The sequence below is a fragment of the Mycoplasma sp. OR1901 genome (genome assembly GCF_013348745.1).
Classification (GTDB): Bacteria; Bacillota_I; Bacilli_A; order Mycoplasmatales; family Metamycoplasmataceae; genus Mycoplasmopsis.
On the sequence record NZ_CP054666.1, the window covers coordinates 641,169 to 658,447 of the forward strand.

Sequence of the window (17,279 nt, forward strand, 5' to 3'; positions counted from 1 at the left end):
AAAAAGGAGTTAAACATGTTAAGAATAATAAGTGGAATTTATAGAAATAGGTTAATTCAGGAGCCTGATTTAAAAACAACTAGACCAACAACTAACAAGGTGAGAGAAGCAATTTTTTCTTCTCTTCAATTTAAAATTGTAGATAAAAATGTTTTAGATTTATTTTCAGGATCAGGTGCTTTATCAATTGAAGCAATAAGTAGAGGTGCTTCGAAAGCAACTGCTATTGAAAAAAATCGTGAAGCATTTAAAATATTAAGTTCAAATATACATTCATTAAAAATATCTAACATAAGAGCTCTAAACATTGACGCAAAAGATTATTTAAATAAAAGTAGTGAAACTTTTGATTTTATTCTTTTAGATGCCCCTTATGATCAATATCAACTAGTAAATGAAATTTTAGAAAAAATTGATCAAAAATCACTTTTAAATTCAGGTGGTGAAATAATACTTGAAACTAATAAAGTTAGTGAAATAATTGTTCCAGAAAATTTCAGAATTTTTAAACAAAAAAGATATGGAAGGATAGATATTTTATATATCTGTTACAAGGATGAATAATTTTATAAAAAACCAAATTTTAGAAGTAAAATGTAGTGAAATTACCTATGAAGGTTATGGTGCTTGTAGATTCGATAATTTTAGCATTTTTGTACCTAATTTTTTTATCGGTGAAATTGCTAAAATTAAAATAAATCAAGTTTATTCTAAATACGCTTTTGGTGAAATAGTTGAATTAATTGAAAAATCCGAATCAAGAATTGAATCAAAACAATATTTACAATATAATAGCGCTTCTTTAATTAATTTAAAATATGATAAACAAATTGAATTCAAGAGTAATTATTTTTCTAAACTAATTAAGTGAAATTTAAATATTGAAGATGAAAAAATTAAAGATTTCATACCTTCTCCAATTAATAAAAACTACCGTAATAAAGCGAGATTTCCGTTTTTAGTAGACCAAAATAATATCCAAATAGGTCAATATATAAGAAAAAGCAATAAAATTGTTCAGTTAGATGAAGAATTAATTTTAATTAATAAATCTCTAGAGACTGAAATTAAACAAATCATTAAAATCATTCAAAAATATTATTCAAATAATGAAAATAAATTTTATTTTAAAGAAATTAGTTTCAGAATAGGTTCAAATAATCAATTACAAATAATAATTGAAATTAACAAGTTTTTTAATTTAGAACCTAATTTAATTGAAGAATTAAACAATAAAAATAACGTTAATCAATTATTCTTAAAGTTAGATAAAAAATACATTAAATTAATTAATAAAAATCCAATTAGTATTGAAATAAATAATAAAAATTTCCTTGTAAATCCAACGAATTTTTTCCAAGTTAATAGCTCAATAGCTTCGCTTATGTTTGATAAAATTAAGCAAATTAACTCACAATCAAATAAAAAAATATTGTTAGATCTTTTTTGTGGTGTCGGAGTTATATCGCAACTTATTGCAGGTGAAAACCAAAAGGTTATAGGTGTGGATATTGAAAGTAGTTCGATTGAACTTGCTAACAAAAATAAAATAATAAATAAAACTAATGCAAAATATTATGCTGGTGATGCGTTTAAAATCATTGAAAATAAGGCAAAAAAGATTGATTTAAAAGAAGCAATAGCGATTGTAGATCCGCCTAGAAGTGGTTTAAACAAATCAATAATTCAATGATTTAACTATAAACAAATTGAAGAAGTAATTTATATGTCCTGCGATCCTAAAACACTTATGAGAGACTTGAAATTATTTCAAGAATTAGGTTATAAAATTAATTTTATACAAGGTTTTGATATGTTCCCTAATACAGAACATATCGAATCTATTGTTTGATTAACTAAATAATTAAAAAACTTATTCAAACTACCATTTTTATAATTGGTAAATTTGAATAAGTTTTATTTATGAAAAAATATATTGTAATTGAATATAGTAAACATTATAGATAAAATAAAATATTTTTTAATTAACTTTCTTCTTCGCTTACTCCATTGTGTTCATCATGATTTTCATCATTTGAATCAGGGTTTTCTTTAAGATATTCTTCTTTAGATTTTAAATTAAGTTTTTTCAAAGACTCAATATATTCGACTTCTCATGGTTCTAAATTATATCAATTAAATTCGTTATAAATTCTATTGATTTTCTCAAAATATCTTTCTAAAAGATATTGTTTTCTAGCTTCTATTAACATAGACTCATATTCTTTTTCTTCTTCAGTAAGTTCTGAATCTATTGTAACAATTTCTTGTTGATTTGTTTTGTTGTCAATTTTAATATTATCCATTTTTGCTAAATGTCTTAATTCATCATAGGTATGAATTTTTTTATTAGATCCAGGTAATGAATCAAAGTTAATATCAATTTCAGCTACAGCTTCTTTTTGTGCTTTTTCTGATAAATATTTCCTTTCATCTCAATCACTAATTATAACTTCATCTTCTTTGTGAACATAACCATTATTTAAAACAACTTTATCTCTATGATCTTTATTTAGTGTATTTAAATTTTTTGTGTCATCAGAATTAACCGTATCATCAATTTCAATTTCAATGATAGGGTTTTCGATTTCAACAATTGCTCCAGAAGTGTTTGATTCTTGATTTAAAACCACATTATCTTTCTCTTTACGACTTAATTTGTTTAAATCCTCAACTTTTGGTTCTTCTACTTTTGGTTTTTCAATTTCTCCTGTTTGGGTTTCAATTGTAGATGTTTTAGGTTTTTTATTTAGTTTTTCAATTTCTTTTTCAAAGTAAGAATTTTGTTTAACTAATTGATTATTATATTTTTCTAAATCCTTTCTTTCCGCTTCAAGTTTTTTAATAATTTCTTGATTTTTGGAATCGGAACTATTTTTCAATAATTTCAATTCATTAATTTGGTTGGTCATATCTTTAATCTTATTTAATAATTGTATTATTTTCTCATTATTTATTTTAATTTGAGTTTCATAATTTTTATCATTATTTTCTATTTCTGTTCGATTTTCAGGATTATTATTTTTATCCTGGATTTGTCTTGTTTTATGACCTGTCCACATAACTGCAGTTGCCAATGACACAGAGCCCAAAAAAGTTACTATTGCCATATTAATTGAACTGATTTTCTTATTTTTTGCCATCTTGTTCCCCTTTGAAATTTTCCTTTGTTACATAATTATTATATATTTATATATAATTAAATCCTTCTAATAACACAAAAATGCAAAAAAAATAACTTTTTAACTAAAAAAAATATTTTATTAAAAAGTTAAAATTATGTCTTAAAATTATTTTTTAAAAAATATTATTTTTATATTTTTAAGTATCTTAAATAAATAAGTTTAATGTGTTTTTAGTATTCAAATGCTTATGGTATAGTAGTTTTAGTAAATTAAAAAATTATTTAAACGTAATATTAAACAAAAATATTTTATTTAATTTACTACTAATTTTTAAATGAAATTCTAATAAATTTTATTTTTTCTTAATAAAGTTTAATGCATAAAATATTGATAAATATTAATAATTTTATATTATAAATGTCATAGAAAGTAGATCAAACATATAGTTATTAATAATTTGTTTAAAATACATAATTTAGTAAGGTATTTTCTTATTTAGATACCAAAAATGACTTATTCCAATGATTTATCTTTTATCTAAATAATAGTAATAAGCTCAAAGAATTAGCAACACCTCTAAAAGTTTTTGCAGTAATGTATTTTATAAGTAATTAGATAAACTAATAGAAATTAATAAATACAATAGTCAAGACCAATATCATTAGTCCCAAAAAAATTATTTAATACTTAATTTAAAAAAATGGAATAAAAAATATTATATATAGGGTTAAAAATAAAAAAATAAAAGATTAGAATATAATTATCTAATCTTTTATTTTGCTGTTAAAAATATTAAATATATAATAACCCCAATTAAAGCTAAAACTGCAATAAAAGAGATTAACGCTATTATATAAGTTATTTTATTTTTGTTATATTTTTTAATTTCTTCAACGGGTAAATGGTTTTCAGTAATTACTTCTTCAATAACTTTTGTAAAATGTTTATCTATTTTATTTTTTTTCATAAATTATTTTAATTCCGGCATAATCGAAATACCAATTGCCTCATTACCTGTGTGTGCAGCAATACTTAATGGTAAATATTTTTTTGTGGATGGTTGTAATTGTTCATGAGAATCTACAAAATCATTAGCTTCTTTATCTAAACCATGAACAATATCTAAATAAAATTTTATGTCAGAATCTAATTCTCTCATTTTATCAATGAAATTATTTGTTAAACCATAAGCTTTGCTAAGTGCATTTTTAAAAGTCAATTTAACTGAATGAGGACTAATAGTTCCGTCTTCTTTATATTCAAAAATAGGGAAGATTTTAATTTTACTTAAAATGAATTTTTTTATAGAACCAAGTCTTCCACTTTTTATAAGATTTTCTAACGCTTTAGGCACAAAGAATGTTTTTGTGGTTTCGTTAATTTCATTAACTTTTTCAAATAAATCATCAATTTTAAAACCTTTTTGTTCATAAAGATTTTTAATGTATTCAGCAACACGAACTAATTGAGTATTGAATAAATGAGTTTCCATAACAAAAACATTTTTTAAATTTTGCGCAATATTTCTAGCGTGTTGAATGGTACTTGACATATGTGATGAAATACCTAAATAAACGACTTCGTCAAATTCTTTTGAATATTTTTCAAAAACTTCAGTCATAAATCCTAAATTAGGAGATGAAGTTTTAATTACAAGATCTTTGTTGTCGTATTCTTTCAATAATGTTTGATTATCTTCTCCGTTATCATGATATATTTTATTATTAAATTGAATTTCTAAAGGTAAGAAACCAAACCCTTTTTCATTTGCTTCTGTAATTGACATACAAGAAAATGAATCTAAAATAATTCCTAATTTTTTCATATGATAAGTATAGCAAATAATAAAAAAATTAATATTAATTAATAATAAAAATGTATATTTAACTTTTTAGTCAAATTTAGTCAAAAAGTAATAAAAATAAACAAAAATAGCACTAATATTAATTTATATTAATATATTCTATATATTAAAGTATAATTACAAGTATGATTAAAAATAAATTAAAACTAGTTTTTTATACCGTAATAACATTCGGTTTAATTTGAATTAAATGAAAAAAACAAGCAAAAAAACCTGCTAATACTTTCTTTCAATTAGATTATTTACCATTTAAGTTAAATGATGTTATTGATAACTTAGGTGGTATTAAAAACATTATAGACTTAGACTTAAAACCTTCAAGAGTAAACTTATCAATCAAAGATTCAAAAATTGTTAAAGCAAATGAATTGAAAAATACCAAAGGGATAAGTGGTATTTTCTTAAAAAGTAATTCAGTTTCATTAATACTGGGAGAGTTTTCAAAAACTTTCTATGAAACTATTAAAAAAGAGGTAAACAATGCAAAATAAATACCAAGTAATTTTAGACAATATGTTAGATGTATTACAAAATGATGCATCAATTTTTACAAATGTTGACAATAAAAAATATTTTGATATATTCAAAATTTTAAAAAATGATGACTTTAACAAGTTAGTTAGAAATAAAGAATTTGAAATAAGTTTAATTAATGACAAAATTAATAATTTAATAACAAAAATTTCTAATGCGAATAGTATTGATGAAGTTAACGATATATTAGTTAACCAAAATAAAACAAATTTTGCTTTTAACCAAATTGGAGATGATGTTGATTTAAATGTTGCAAAACAAAAAATAAATAACGAATTAAGTAAAAGATATCAAAAATCATTAAGAGGATGAAACGAATTAAAATTAAAAGTTAACGAAATACTTGATGAAAGTAATGTTTGATCATTGCACATTGGATTCTTATTTGTTCGTTTAAAGAAAGATGAAAAAGCAGTTTATGCTCCTTTATTCCTTAAAGAAGTTGAAATCGTCAATAGAAATAATAAACCTTACTTAAGAAGCAAGGGCGGAATAAAAATTAATGAAAAATTAATTTTTTGACTCAACGCTCAAGGTTTTCAAATTAAATTAGACGAAAATTTTGAAGATTACACAATTTTCGACTTAAGAAACAAAATTAAAAATGATTGACATGATTTATACCAATTACCAATTCATGATTTTGATAAATTCTTAAACGTTAATCCTGATACTATTATTAACGAAAATATTGTTTTCTATTCAGGTACTGTTTTAGGTATCTTCATGCCTTCAGGTGGCTACTCAAGAAATAGAATGAAAGAAATTATTGAAAACAACGAAATTGATTCTATTATAAATGTTGATTTCAATAAAAATAAATATAAAAATACAGTTAATAATCATTTTTATACTGATAAATTTTCACTATGAAATATTACTAAAACAAATAATTCTCAAGATACTGCAATCTTTTCAGCCTTATTACAAAATACAGTTATTTGAGGTCCACCAGGAACCGGAAAATCTGAAACTATAATTAACTTAATTTCTAATATATTAGTTAATGGATCTACCGCAGTTATCGCTTCACAAAAAAAAGCGGCATTAGACGTTATTAAAGAAAGACTAGGTACATTAAGTAGTTTTTGTTTATTTTTAAGCGACTCAAAAATACTTAGAAAAGAAGAATTTTACAAACCAATTAGAGAATATATAGATTATTTAGAAAATTACAATTTAAACCCTACTTTAAAGGATAAATCAAACTTTACAGAAGGTGAAAAACAATTTATTCTACAAGCTTCTGAATTATTTAAAAACCCAAAAATGAGTTTAATTTTAAAAGCTTACTACTACTTATATAGAAAAAAAGAAAAAGTAAATCTAAACACTGATATCGAATACATAATGAATTTACCTAAAGATATATTCTATCCATCGGACGAATTCAACACTGAAAATAATGTTAAAAAATTAATTTCAGAAAATAAATTAAAATACATGTTTTTCTTAAAAAAATATTGAAATGTTGCTAATTTAGCCAAAGATATCAATATTAAATTACCTGATTTTAATGGTAATTTACAAGATCTAACAAAATTCTTTAACGCGATTAATTATGACGGTTTAATTTTTAATAACAATAGTCCTTTTAAACAATTAAATAACTTAATTTTACTAAGTAAAAACTTAAGAAGAGAACAAACAACTTATAGTAGAAATCAAATAAAAGAATATGTTGCCGGAGTTATTTTTAATAAAGTGAACAAATTTAACGATAAACAAATGAAGCGTTATAAAGAGTTTGCTCAATCTGTTAAAGTTGAAAATTATCAACCATACAAATTTGTTAAAGAATATATCGATATAATAAAAGATTTATTCCCAATAATTGTTGCTACACCAGATACAGATTTATCTGGTTGATCAAAAGAAGAATTTGACTACTCAATTTTAGACGAATCAAGTCAAATGTTCATTGAAAATGGTTTACCAATTCTTTATTTATCAAAAGTAAAAATTCTAGCTGGTGATATTAAACAAATGAGACCAAGCAATTGATTCGGTTCAAGAAATACTGATGACACTATTTTTGGAAAAGTAGAATCTCTATTAGATTATGTTATTTCTCTTGGTGTATATCAAACAATTTTAAATAAAAACTATAGATCTAATTATGCGTCATTAATGGCCTTTTCATCTAAATACTTTTACGAGTCAAATCTTGATGTTGTTGACTCAAACATTGAAAACATTGAAGAACCAATCGAATTATACGAAGTTGATGGTGTTTGATCAGATAATAAAAATATAGCTGAAGCAAATAAAGTATTTGAATTGTTAAAAGAAAATATTAACGATTACAAAAAAATAATAATACTAGGATTCAACGCTAAACAAAGTGACTATATAACAAGTTTAATTTTTGAAGATAAAAATAATTACGAATTATTCGGAGATAAACTTAATAATAGAGAACTTTTAATAAGAAATGTTGAAAACATACAAGGTGATGAAGCCGATTTAATCATAGCCACTGTTGCCTATGACCAAAACACAAAATTAAGTTCTACCTATATTTGTCGTGAAAATGGTAAAAATGCTTTAAACGTTGCTGTTTCAAGGGCAAAAAGTAAAATGATTGTTGTTAAAACAATTAAATCTAAAGATATTCAAATAACACAAAATTCAACTTCTGACCTGATGTTATTTAAAAATTGATTAGACTTCTTAGAATCAGGACCAGAAGGAAGACGTAATTTCTTAAAAGGTATTAATAATTATGCTGAAGAAAGTACAAATAACAATAACGACTTTGAAATATGATTTAAAAAATATGTAATAAATCATTTTGAACAAGTTATTAAAAATGATGAAAGTTTTGAAATAATTCAAAATTATTCAGTTGGTTCTGTAACATTTGATTTTGTAGTTCTCAAAAACAAAAGAGTCTATAAAGCGTTTATTTTTGATGCATTCAATTATGACAAAAACATTAAAAAATATGCATTAAAAAGAGATAAATTATGATTCTTGCAAAGTAAAAAATATGATGTAAATATCATTAGTCCTATCAGTTGAATTGAACAGCAAAAATTAATAAATATTTGATTTGAAAAAGATGAAAATATCACACAACAACAAACACATGTGCTAACAAATTCATACATGTTAAACAAAAACATTGATTTAGCTATTATTGAAAATGAAAATCAGCTAAACAAACAAAATGAAACATTAGATCAAGAAGAAGAAATTGATTTTAACGAAAATAACATAGATCTAGAACAAGAAAAAACAACTAACGAAATAAATGATATAAACACTCAATTTGAAAATAACGATTCAAAATCAAAGTTACAAAATATAACATCTCAAACTCAAGTTATAAACTTTGTTGAACAAAATACAAATAGTATTACTAAAGATTCACTATTCAACACAAAAGATGAATCTTCAAAAGAAAATACACAAGACATATTCGAAAATAACTATAACGATTTAGTAACTCAAGAAAATGACGTTGAAGATTTTGAAAATTTAACAACCGAAACAAACTACGACAATAAAGTTGAGCCAAAAGAAGAGTATACACAAGAGATATTTGAAAATAACTATAATGATTTTATTAATCAAAAAACTAGAGAAATAAACTTAAATAACTCAACTCCTGAAATAAAATTTGAAAATGATGAAGAATTTGAAAATAAAATTGAGGATGATGAATTAGCACAAGAAACAAACGAAATTACAAATAAACTTGGATACACAAATTTATATCAAATACCTGAAGATGAATGAGATTCTGATGATGAATTTAATGAAACAAAAGAAATTGAAAATGATTCTAATTTAAATATAAATAATGACTATTATTTCGATAAAAAAAATGAAGAAATAAGTAAAAAAGAAGATGATCTTGAAAATAAAATGAACTTTGCACTTTCATTTATAGAAAACAATAAAGATGAAAATAATAATTTCAATCATATTGATGAAATTGTAGAAAACATAAGTAAAGATGATGAATGAATTAATGTTGATGGAATTCCCGGTTTAGAAGAAGATGAAGATATCACAGAAAATGATGATGAATTTAAAGATGAAGTAAATAATATTACCAAAAATCTAAAAATACAGTTAGGAGATCATGAAAACGAAAACAGAAACTAATGATTTATCACTACTTCTTGGATTATTTTCTAAAGATATCAAAAGAAAAATAATTTTACACTTATATTCATGTCATGAAAATGAATGTGATGTTCTAACACTTGCAAATAAATTTGATTCAAAACAAGCTAATATTTCTAAGCACTTAATGAATTTAAGAAATATGGACATAGTGTATGCTAAAAAAGAAGGTCATAATTTATACTACCAATTAGTACCTCATTTTAAAGACAAATATTCTGAATTCTTACAAATGATGTATAAAATGGATGATTCACAAGATCTTGAATGTGAATGTATATATGATGGTCACCAAGAAGCTAATGAAATATTAAAACATAATTAATTAAAAAATAATTAATAGAACTAAAAATGATTTTAGTTCTATTTTTATTTAAAATTAAAAAACCTAAACAATGTATTTAGGTTTAAAATGGATTTATATCATTTAATACACAATAAAATATTTTACTTCAATAAAGTAAAGAAATTAATTCTCCCAAACTTTCTTCATCATTTTTCTCTATTTCGACACATAAGGAAGTAACATCATCATTAAACGAAGTTAAATAATTATCAAAAGATTTATAACTAATTTCATTAAACTGTTGCATAGTTAAATTACTAAAATTAGTTAATAAATCATTATAATCAGCATTTGAAGATAATTGGAAGTCGAAATATTTTTGTTTTATTTTAAAGTAAATTATTAATTTGTTTATGTTATTTGAAAGTATTGATTGACCTAAAGTTGATATGTCTCTAGGGAATTCTGCGTAATCATTAAAAATACTTTTATTTAATGTTTTTTGATTAAAATTAGTAGAAAATAAATTCATTAAATTTGTTAAAAAATCATCATATGCAATAAATAAATTCAAACTACTCTTTCTTAAATCTCTTCTACGATCTCTTTGATTAAATTGATTTAAATATAAAGCTAACTTTAGTGAATTATTAAAGTACAAATTGTTAGTTAATATATGCTTTGAAGCATGTTTATAACCATTAATTAATTTAGAAATATTAACACCTTGAGTAGCTAAAACTATTAAACAAATTTCTGTTAGGATATTGTAAGTTTTATTAATTTGCTCAGAAACAATGAAAATATTTTGGTTAGGAATATTGAAATTCTCTGTATATTGTAATCAAGTACTCTTACCTACAAAATAAATTAATTTTTTAATTAGAAAACTACTAGCTTGACGACTAAATTTATCTAAAAGATAATTTGAATAAAATAAATTCTCTTTTTCATCTTTTGAATTAAAACCATCTAAAAACATTATTGCTAAATTATTATCTTTTGAAAAATTGAAATAATAGCTAACTTTCTCTTTAAAAACCTCTTTAGAATCAGAACTATTTAAAAATAGTAATTTTACTTTTTTGTCTATATTATAGTCATATAAGCCAAAAATATAGTTTAAAATACTCTTTATTGCTAACTCTGTATTCTTACTTGCTCAAACTATTAAATATTCAACATTATTAGAATAAATTAAATTACAATATTCAATTATTTTATCAATACCATTAATTGAATAATTAATCGCAATATCATCAAACTCTAAATTTTCGGAACCTTTAAAATTTAATGACTTAATTTGATTTAATAAATCACGATAATCTTCTGTTTCTATTTTATTTTTATTAATTAAATTATTATTGGTTACTATTTTAATTTTTGACATCTTCAATACCGTTTTTGTGTTTTTTATCTATATTATTTGTGTTGTTTGAAATATTTGCTAAAGTGTAAGATAATAAGTTTTTAAAACCACTTGGTGTCTCTTTTAGTTTGTATATAACACGATTATTTAATTCATTTGTATGATTTCTTTTGAAACTACCTTTTCCCTCATTTTTCTCTTTATTAAAGGACAAAACGACAAAATTAATTAAATCATTTTGTCTTAAAATACTATTGATATTTCTATTAAAATCAGTAATTTCGTTTTTGAAAATTACAAATTTTTCCATTTCTTTAGTTTGAATAATTACATAATCATTGAATACTTTTTGAACTTTTCCAATTTTAATTTGTGGGCACTTATTTTCCATAATTTAAATTATAAACTTTTTATGCAAATATCTAATTACAATATGCTATTTTTTTATGATTTTTACATTAAATGATATAATAAAAAACATATTAAATATTAATTAATATTAATTTGTATGTAAGAAATTTCATACAAAAATACCAATTTTAAGAGGTAAAAATGAAAAGAAAAAAACTAAATTTAAAGTCTAAAGTACTACTTTCACTAGGAATCATAGCAGCAGGTGCAGGAATAAGTATCGCTTCTATGTTTGCATATGCAAATAACTCCGATGAAGTTAACGGTTCATATTCACACATAAGTTCAGAAGAGTTAAAAAATGACTATTCTGTTATTTATGGTGAAAATAAAGAACTTAAACCAGAAGTTGCTATTTTAGACCCATTAAAGAAAAACGTTGTAGCAAAAACAAATGAAGACCAAACATTATTTTGATTTACAAACAAAGCTAACATCAAATATAACTTTGGTGACTTTTACAATGAATATTTTGAAAAATATAAAGAGTCATTTATTTTAGAAGTCAGATATGGTTCATTTAGCTTTTATGACGAATACGTTTTAGCTGTAACACCACAAAGATTCGTGGAATTTACAAAATGATTCATTAACAATGTTTCATGAGGTCCGGACTTATTAACATTAGAGAGTTTTAGAATAGTCCCTGGAGTTGAAGAAAACGGTAATGCAATAACATTAGGGTCTCACTCTACAATTCATAAGGAAGTTAGTGAAATTAAATTCTTCCCTGATGCTTTCTTTGGATCAATGCCAATATACTCAATTAAATCAGGTGCAGGTAATGCATCAGATTCTTTAACATATTCATTATTTAAAGACTTAGTAACTAAGCAAAATATTGATGAATACTTAAACTCAATACCTGAAGCATCAGCAATTAAAAACTCTAAATTGCAAGCTGGAAATGATACATTCTTATCATTAATAGGTCCTAAGAGATTAATAGGTACTAATTTCTTAGTTTATAAACCAGAAGAAGATGATTCAAATAACTCATCAAAATACGTTGTGTTATCAAGCAAATATAACGAAGAAACTTTCAACAAGAAATTCAATTCAAACTCTTTTGATAGCGAACTAAATTTCTCAAATTTTAGAGAAGCAACAATAAAAGATATTAACGTAACAAAAGATAGAAATCAAAACAATAAAACATTTTTAACTGTTACTTTTAGTTTTGCAGATAACACTGAAACAACAATTAGTTTAGCTGAAGATCTAACAAATAAAAACTTCGAAGTCACATACCAAACATTTGAAAATATTATTTCAAATTCTTTAGTTCACTTCTTAGATTTTTATGATGTTAAAATGTATCAAAACAAAAAAATAGTTAAATTTACTAATTCAAAAGACAATAAAGTTACCTATTTTTCATCAAAAATTGAAGCATATAACAACAAAGATCTTAATAATGTTGAATCAAACGATAAAAAATCTTTAAAAGAACTTACAGTTAAAAGTATTGATGTTAAAAACGGAATTATCACATTTTCATTAGTAGATGAAAATAACGATGTTGAAGAAGTACAATTTAACTCAAAATCAATTAGCGATGATTTTCTTAAAGATCTAAATAATAGATATAAAAACAAAACAATAAGTAAATCATTTTATGAAAAAGAAAAAAATACATACTTTAAATCAAAAAATGAATTTAATAACATTAAATCAGCTCTTAAGTACGCTGGTGGAGTAACACCTAGAGCCTTAACAGCTGGTCCAGAAGATGTATCTATATTAGATAAAAACGGTAAACCAGTAGGTGGTTTAAATAGTAGAAGATACCAAGTATTTAATGATGTATATTCAGGCTTAATTGATAAAGTCGTTGAAAAATATCCACAATTATTAAAAACACAAAATGGACCACACATCGTTAAAAAACTTAATGATAAAGGTTATTATGTTTACACATTAGAAGACGGTGAATATCAAGGATTTTCAGAAACTGATAGAATCGGTATTCCATTAGTTTTAGGAGCATCAATTAATAATTTCGAAGGTATATCAACTGATTTCTTAAAATATGTTGCTACACACGAATATGGTCACCACTTTACTTTAGATCAATCACAAGCATTGAATGAAAAAGGTAACGCAGTTATTGTTGGTGGTTTATCTACTAGAGGTGGTTTAAATGAGTCTTCATATTACTCAATTGAATCATTAAAAAACTATTTAGAAGCTAGAACACACCTAGATATCACAAGAGTTAACGCACTTGGAACTGAATCAAAAAATGGAGCATTCTTTAAATTTATTTTTGGTAAAAAACAAGACGACGGAACATATGTTTACGATCAAAAAGAAACTGAAAACCAAATTTGAGGAAACAAAACAAACGGCGAAGATATTTATAAAACATTAGAAAATCCTGAAAGAAGATTTTTACAAGACTTTGAAGGATTACAAAATGCTGCTAAATTAAGAAAAAATGATTTAGGAGATCTTTTCATAGCAAACTCATTTGACGAAAATTCAGGTACATTAAACCCATTTATTACAGGAAAAGCTAAAGCATTCATAAGCAAAGCTGATGCAGAAAACCAAAATAATACTTTATTTGAATACACTAACGTAGCTAAAATTATTAAAGGTCTTAAAGACGGAATGGGAAATAACTATTCTGACTATATCACAATTAATAATGACGGTTCGATCAATTTAACTATAGTTGAAACCACACAACAAAATGGTCAAATAGTCGCAACTAAAATAAACTTATTTAACGAAGATGGTACACCACTAATCAACGTTGAATTAAATAAACCATTAGATCAAGAAAGCATTAAATTTATTAATGATAAAACTAGAATTGTTGAAAGAAGTATTTTAAACTCAGTTGTTTCAAATTATAGTGAAACAGGATGAAACAACGAAGGAACATTCTTAGGTAATGATGTTAAATCATACTTTAGAACATTCTTCGGTGCTAAAGAAGAAAGTGGTTTATATAACTCATTAAAATATAGAAATAACCCTGTTGAAATTAGCGCAAATTCTAACGGATATAGCCCAGCTTCAGGTAGAAAATCATTTGAATATACCGCTATAAGTGAAGGTTTAAGTATTAATGATGAACTAATTCAATATATTATTACTTCACAAAGACTAAATGCAAAAAGAGTTTCTCAAGGTTTAGTAGGAAATATTTTAACTTATGTAAAAGATAATTCTACTACAAAATCATACTCATTCCCAGTTGTTGACGATTCAAACTTTTTATCTAAACAATTTGGATTTATAAACGCTTTAAACAATTACAAAGCTCAATTTGGTGTTGATCAAATATCTGGATACATACAAACAAACCCAATATTTACACTTTTAAGAAGTGGTACAGGTTTATTATCAAATCAAAATAACCAATCACAACCTGATATCTATTTTGCAAATAGTAACAACCAAATTTCAACTAGTGATCAATTAATAAGCGCTTTAAATCAAAATAATATGGCAGAATTTGGTCAATTAACAAGCAAAATTATTTTCAATAATTTCTATACTCCAAATAACTCAACTAAATTATTATATGAAGCTTACGGTGATGGACTAACTAAAGTTCAAGTGAATAATCAAAATTCAATAGCTTTTGATAGTTTTGAAAAATTATGAGATTTTACTTCTATTGATTATTCAAAAGCTAAATTAGATTCAGTTACAATTAGTGAAAGCGGAGAAGAAACACAAACATTTAATTGAGATATTGAGTATGTTAAAACTAAATTTAATTTAGAAAGCCTAAAAAATGCAATTTTAGCATCTGAAAACGATCCTTTAAAAGACGTTGTTTCAACATACGAAGAACAACAATTAGCTAATTTAGCTATGGAAAGATTTAGACATTCTAACTACTTTATGGCTGTTAAAGACTTTAACCCATTAACTCAATTAGTTGAAAATCAAGCTATTTTATCTAAAGAATACGGAATTAGCATTACAAATGATAAATTTAGAAATGGTTTAACATTCAATAAACAAGATTCACATTTTGTTGATGATAAAACTAAATTTAGCATTGAAGATATTCAAAAATCACTTAAAAAATATGTTCAAAACATACTTAAAACAGATGAAGTTGATGAAGCTATTTATAACTCAATAAATACACAAGATTTATACAAATTTATGGGTAACTTAATTATTTGAGAAGCTAACGGTACATACGATGCATATACTTTAGGCCAAGTTCTATTTACAGATTTCTTAAACGGATCACCAACAAGTGATGTTATAAACTACAACTTATCAAGAGTGGAAGCTTTATTAAGTGATAAATTCACTGACTATGTATATAACTTATCAGAAACTTTAACTAGAGATTACGTTCAAACAACATACGTTCCAAATTACAATGATTTCGAGAATTTACCAAAACACTTAAAAGGTTTAAATGAAGCAACTTCAGGATTAGATTACATTGTAGATTCTACAGAATTATCAATTTGAAATAACAACAAGAATAAACAAGATAATGTTAATGATGGTGTAATTGAAGCTATTAAATCAATTAAATATAAATTAATTAGAGAAAAAGTTTTACAAATAAATGATAAATACAAAGCAAATTTAAATGAAAAACATTTAAAAATAGTTGAAATACAAAAAATCAAAAACCAAATAAGTGACGAAATCGCTGAAATTAAGAAAAACGATACATTAACTGATGAGCAAGTTCAAAAAGTAAAAGAATTAGAAGCTCAAAATGGTTCAAACGAAACTCAATTAAGCGTTCTAAGAAAAGAATATGCGGACATATTAAATGAATTAAATGACCAAATTTCAAAAGTTAAAAAAGAAACCTTAGGTGATTTTGCAAACAACAACATTACTTCTGATAATGAAGAAAGATTTTCTTCTTACTTTGGACAATTCTCTGTAAAAAGTAATGGTTTCTTCAAGGATAGATGACAAAAAACAAAAATTGGTATGGAATTATATAACGATAATGGAAATGAAATTATCGATAACACAATAAGATTAAAAGATTTTAAAGGCGAAAAAATTACATCAAGACCTAGAGCGTTCTTTATTTCACAATTACTAAACTATGGTCTTGGAAAAAGAAATGTAGCCGGTCTATTTAGAAATAAAAATAAAGATGCATTAGCTTTATATGGATATCTAGATAATCAGACAGCTTCTAGAGTAGACAGAATTCAATTTGTTGATAAAGAAACTGGTGAAGCTAGAACCTTAAAAGTTAACATTAAAGATACAAACAATATTTTCTACTTAACAAAACAAGGTGATGCAAATTCAAAACATACATTGAATGATGAAGGTTACTCAACATGAATATCAGATTATGCACTTATGGGTAAATATCGTGATACTTTATTAAAACCTAAACACCAATACTTTGCATATTTTATAGATGCAGAAGGTAAAAAAGTTTCTAACTTAACTTTAGGAGACTTAAATTACATAGCAGAAAATGGTAAAACATTTGATCAAGCTTCAATTAAGTTAGTAAAAGATGAAAAAACAAACGATACTTTAATATCAATAGATTATCAATTTAACATAACAGGATAATGACTAAGA

11 protein-coding genes are annotated in these 17,279 nt (G+C 24.0%); 6 read left to right on the forward strand and 5 right to left on the reverse strand.

Annotation, left to right across the window (positions count from 1 at the left end; all coding sequences use genetic code 4):
• Positions 1 to 9 precede the first annotated feature (9 nt).
• Positions 10 to 564: a 16S rRNA (guanine(966)-N(2))-methyltransferase RsmD gene (rsmD, locus tag HTZ87_RS02085; protein WP_256368456.1), complete on the forward strand. Its 555-nt coding sequence runs from the start codon at positions 10 to 12 to the stop codon at positions 562 to 564.
• Positions 557 to 1,864 carry a 23S rRNA (uracil(1939)-C(5))-methyltransferase RlmD gene (rlmD, locus tag HTZ87_RS02090; RefSeq protein ID WP_174892915.1) on the forward strand — a complete coding sequence of 436 codons (1,308 nt, stop codon included), beginning with the start codon at positions 557 to 559 and terminating at the stop codon, positions 1,862 to 1,864. The genes rsmD and rlmD overlap by 8 nt, the downstream gene beginning before the upstream one ends.
• A 121-nt stretch (positions 1,865 to 1,985) precedes the next feature.
• Here the strand turns inward: rlmD and HTZ87_RS02095 are convergent, their stop codons facing one another.
• The 3 genes from HTZ87_RS02095 to HTZ87_RS02105 form a co-directional block, all read right to left on the reverse strand.
• Entirely contained in the window at positions 1,986 to 3,143 is a 1,158-nt protein-coding gene (locus HTZ87_RS02095; protein WP_174892916.1) for a hypothetical protein, read from the reverse strand.
• Between the two features lie 754 nt (positions 3,144 to 3,897).
• Positions 3,898 to 4,092, reverse strand: a complete 195-nt coding sequence (locus HTZ87_RS02100) for a hypothetical protein (RefSeq protein WP_174892917.1) — start codon at positions 4,090 to 4,092, stop codon at positions 3,898 to 3,900.
• Positions 4,093 to 4,095: 3 nt separating this feature from the next.
• Positions 4,096 to 4,950, reverse strand: a complete 855-nt coding sequence (locus HTZ87_RS02105; protein WP_174892918.1) for a DegV family protein — start codon at positions 4,948 to 4,950, stop codon at positions 4,096 to 4,098.
• Positions 4,951 to 5,114: 164 nt separating this feature from the next.
• On the opposite strand from HTZ87_RS02105, the gene HTZ87_RS02110 reads away from it, so the two are divergent.
• From HTZ87_RS02110 to HTZ87_RS02120, 3 genes are read left to right on the forward strand one after another with little or no spacing between them, the layout of a single operon-like run.
• Positions 5,115 to 5,480, forward strand: coding sequence for a PTS sugar transporter subunit IIABC (locus tag HTZ87_RS02110; RefSeq protein WP_174892919.1), 366 nt, complete (start codon positions 5,115 to 5,117; stop codon positions 5,478 to 5,480).
• Entirely contained in the window at positions 5,470 to 9,639 is a 4,170-nt protein-coding gene (locus HTZ87_RS02115; RefSeq protein ID WP_174892920.1) for an AAA domain-containing protein, read from the forward strand. Before HTZ87_RS02110 ends, HTZ87_RS02115 begins: the two co-directional genes overlap by 11 nt.
• The gene (locus HTZ87_RS02120; RefSeq protein ID WP_174892921.1) at positions 9,617 to 9,985 is read left to right on the forward strand and encodes a helix-turn-helix transcriptional regulator; all 369 of its coding nucleotides are present in this window, start codon (positions 9,617 to 9,619) and stop codon (positions 9,983 to 9,985) included. Before HTZ87_RS02115 ends, HTZ87_RS02120 begins: the two co-directional genes overlap by 23 nt.
• Before the next feature lie 82 nt (positions 9,986 to 10,067).
• Here the strand turns inward: HTZ87_RS02120 and HTZ87_RS02125 are convergent, their stop codons facing one another.
• A complete protein-coding gene (locus HTZ87_RS02125; protein ID WP_254616010.1) occupies positions 10,068 to 11,336 on the reverse strand; it encodes a hypothetical protein in 1,269 nt (422 codons plus the stop codon).
• Positions 11,323 to 11,706 (reverse strand): RNA-binding protein, encoded by a 384-nt coding sequence (locus HTZ87_RS02130; RefSeq protein ID WP_174892922.1) that lies wholly within the window; start codon positions 11,704 to 11,706, stop codon positions 11,323 to 11,325. Before HTZ87_RS02130 ends, HTZ87_RS02125 begins: the two co-directional genes overlap by 14 nt.
• A gap of 161 nt (positions 11,707 to 11,867) precedes the next feature.
• Between HTZ87_RS02130 and HTZ87_RS02135 the strand changes: the two genes are divergently transcribed.
• Positions 11,868 to 17,270 carry a PDxFFG protein gene (locus HTZ87_RS02135; RefSeq protein WP_174892923.1) on the forward strand — a complete coding sequence of 1,801 codons (5,403 nt, stop codon included), beginning with the start codon at positions 11,868 to 11,870 and terminating at the stop codon, positions 17,268 to 17,270.
• Positions 17,271 to 17,279: the final 9 nt, after the last annotated feature.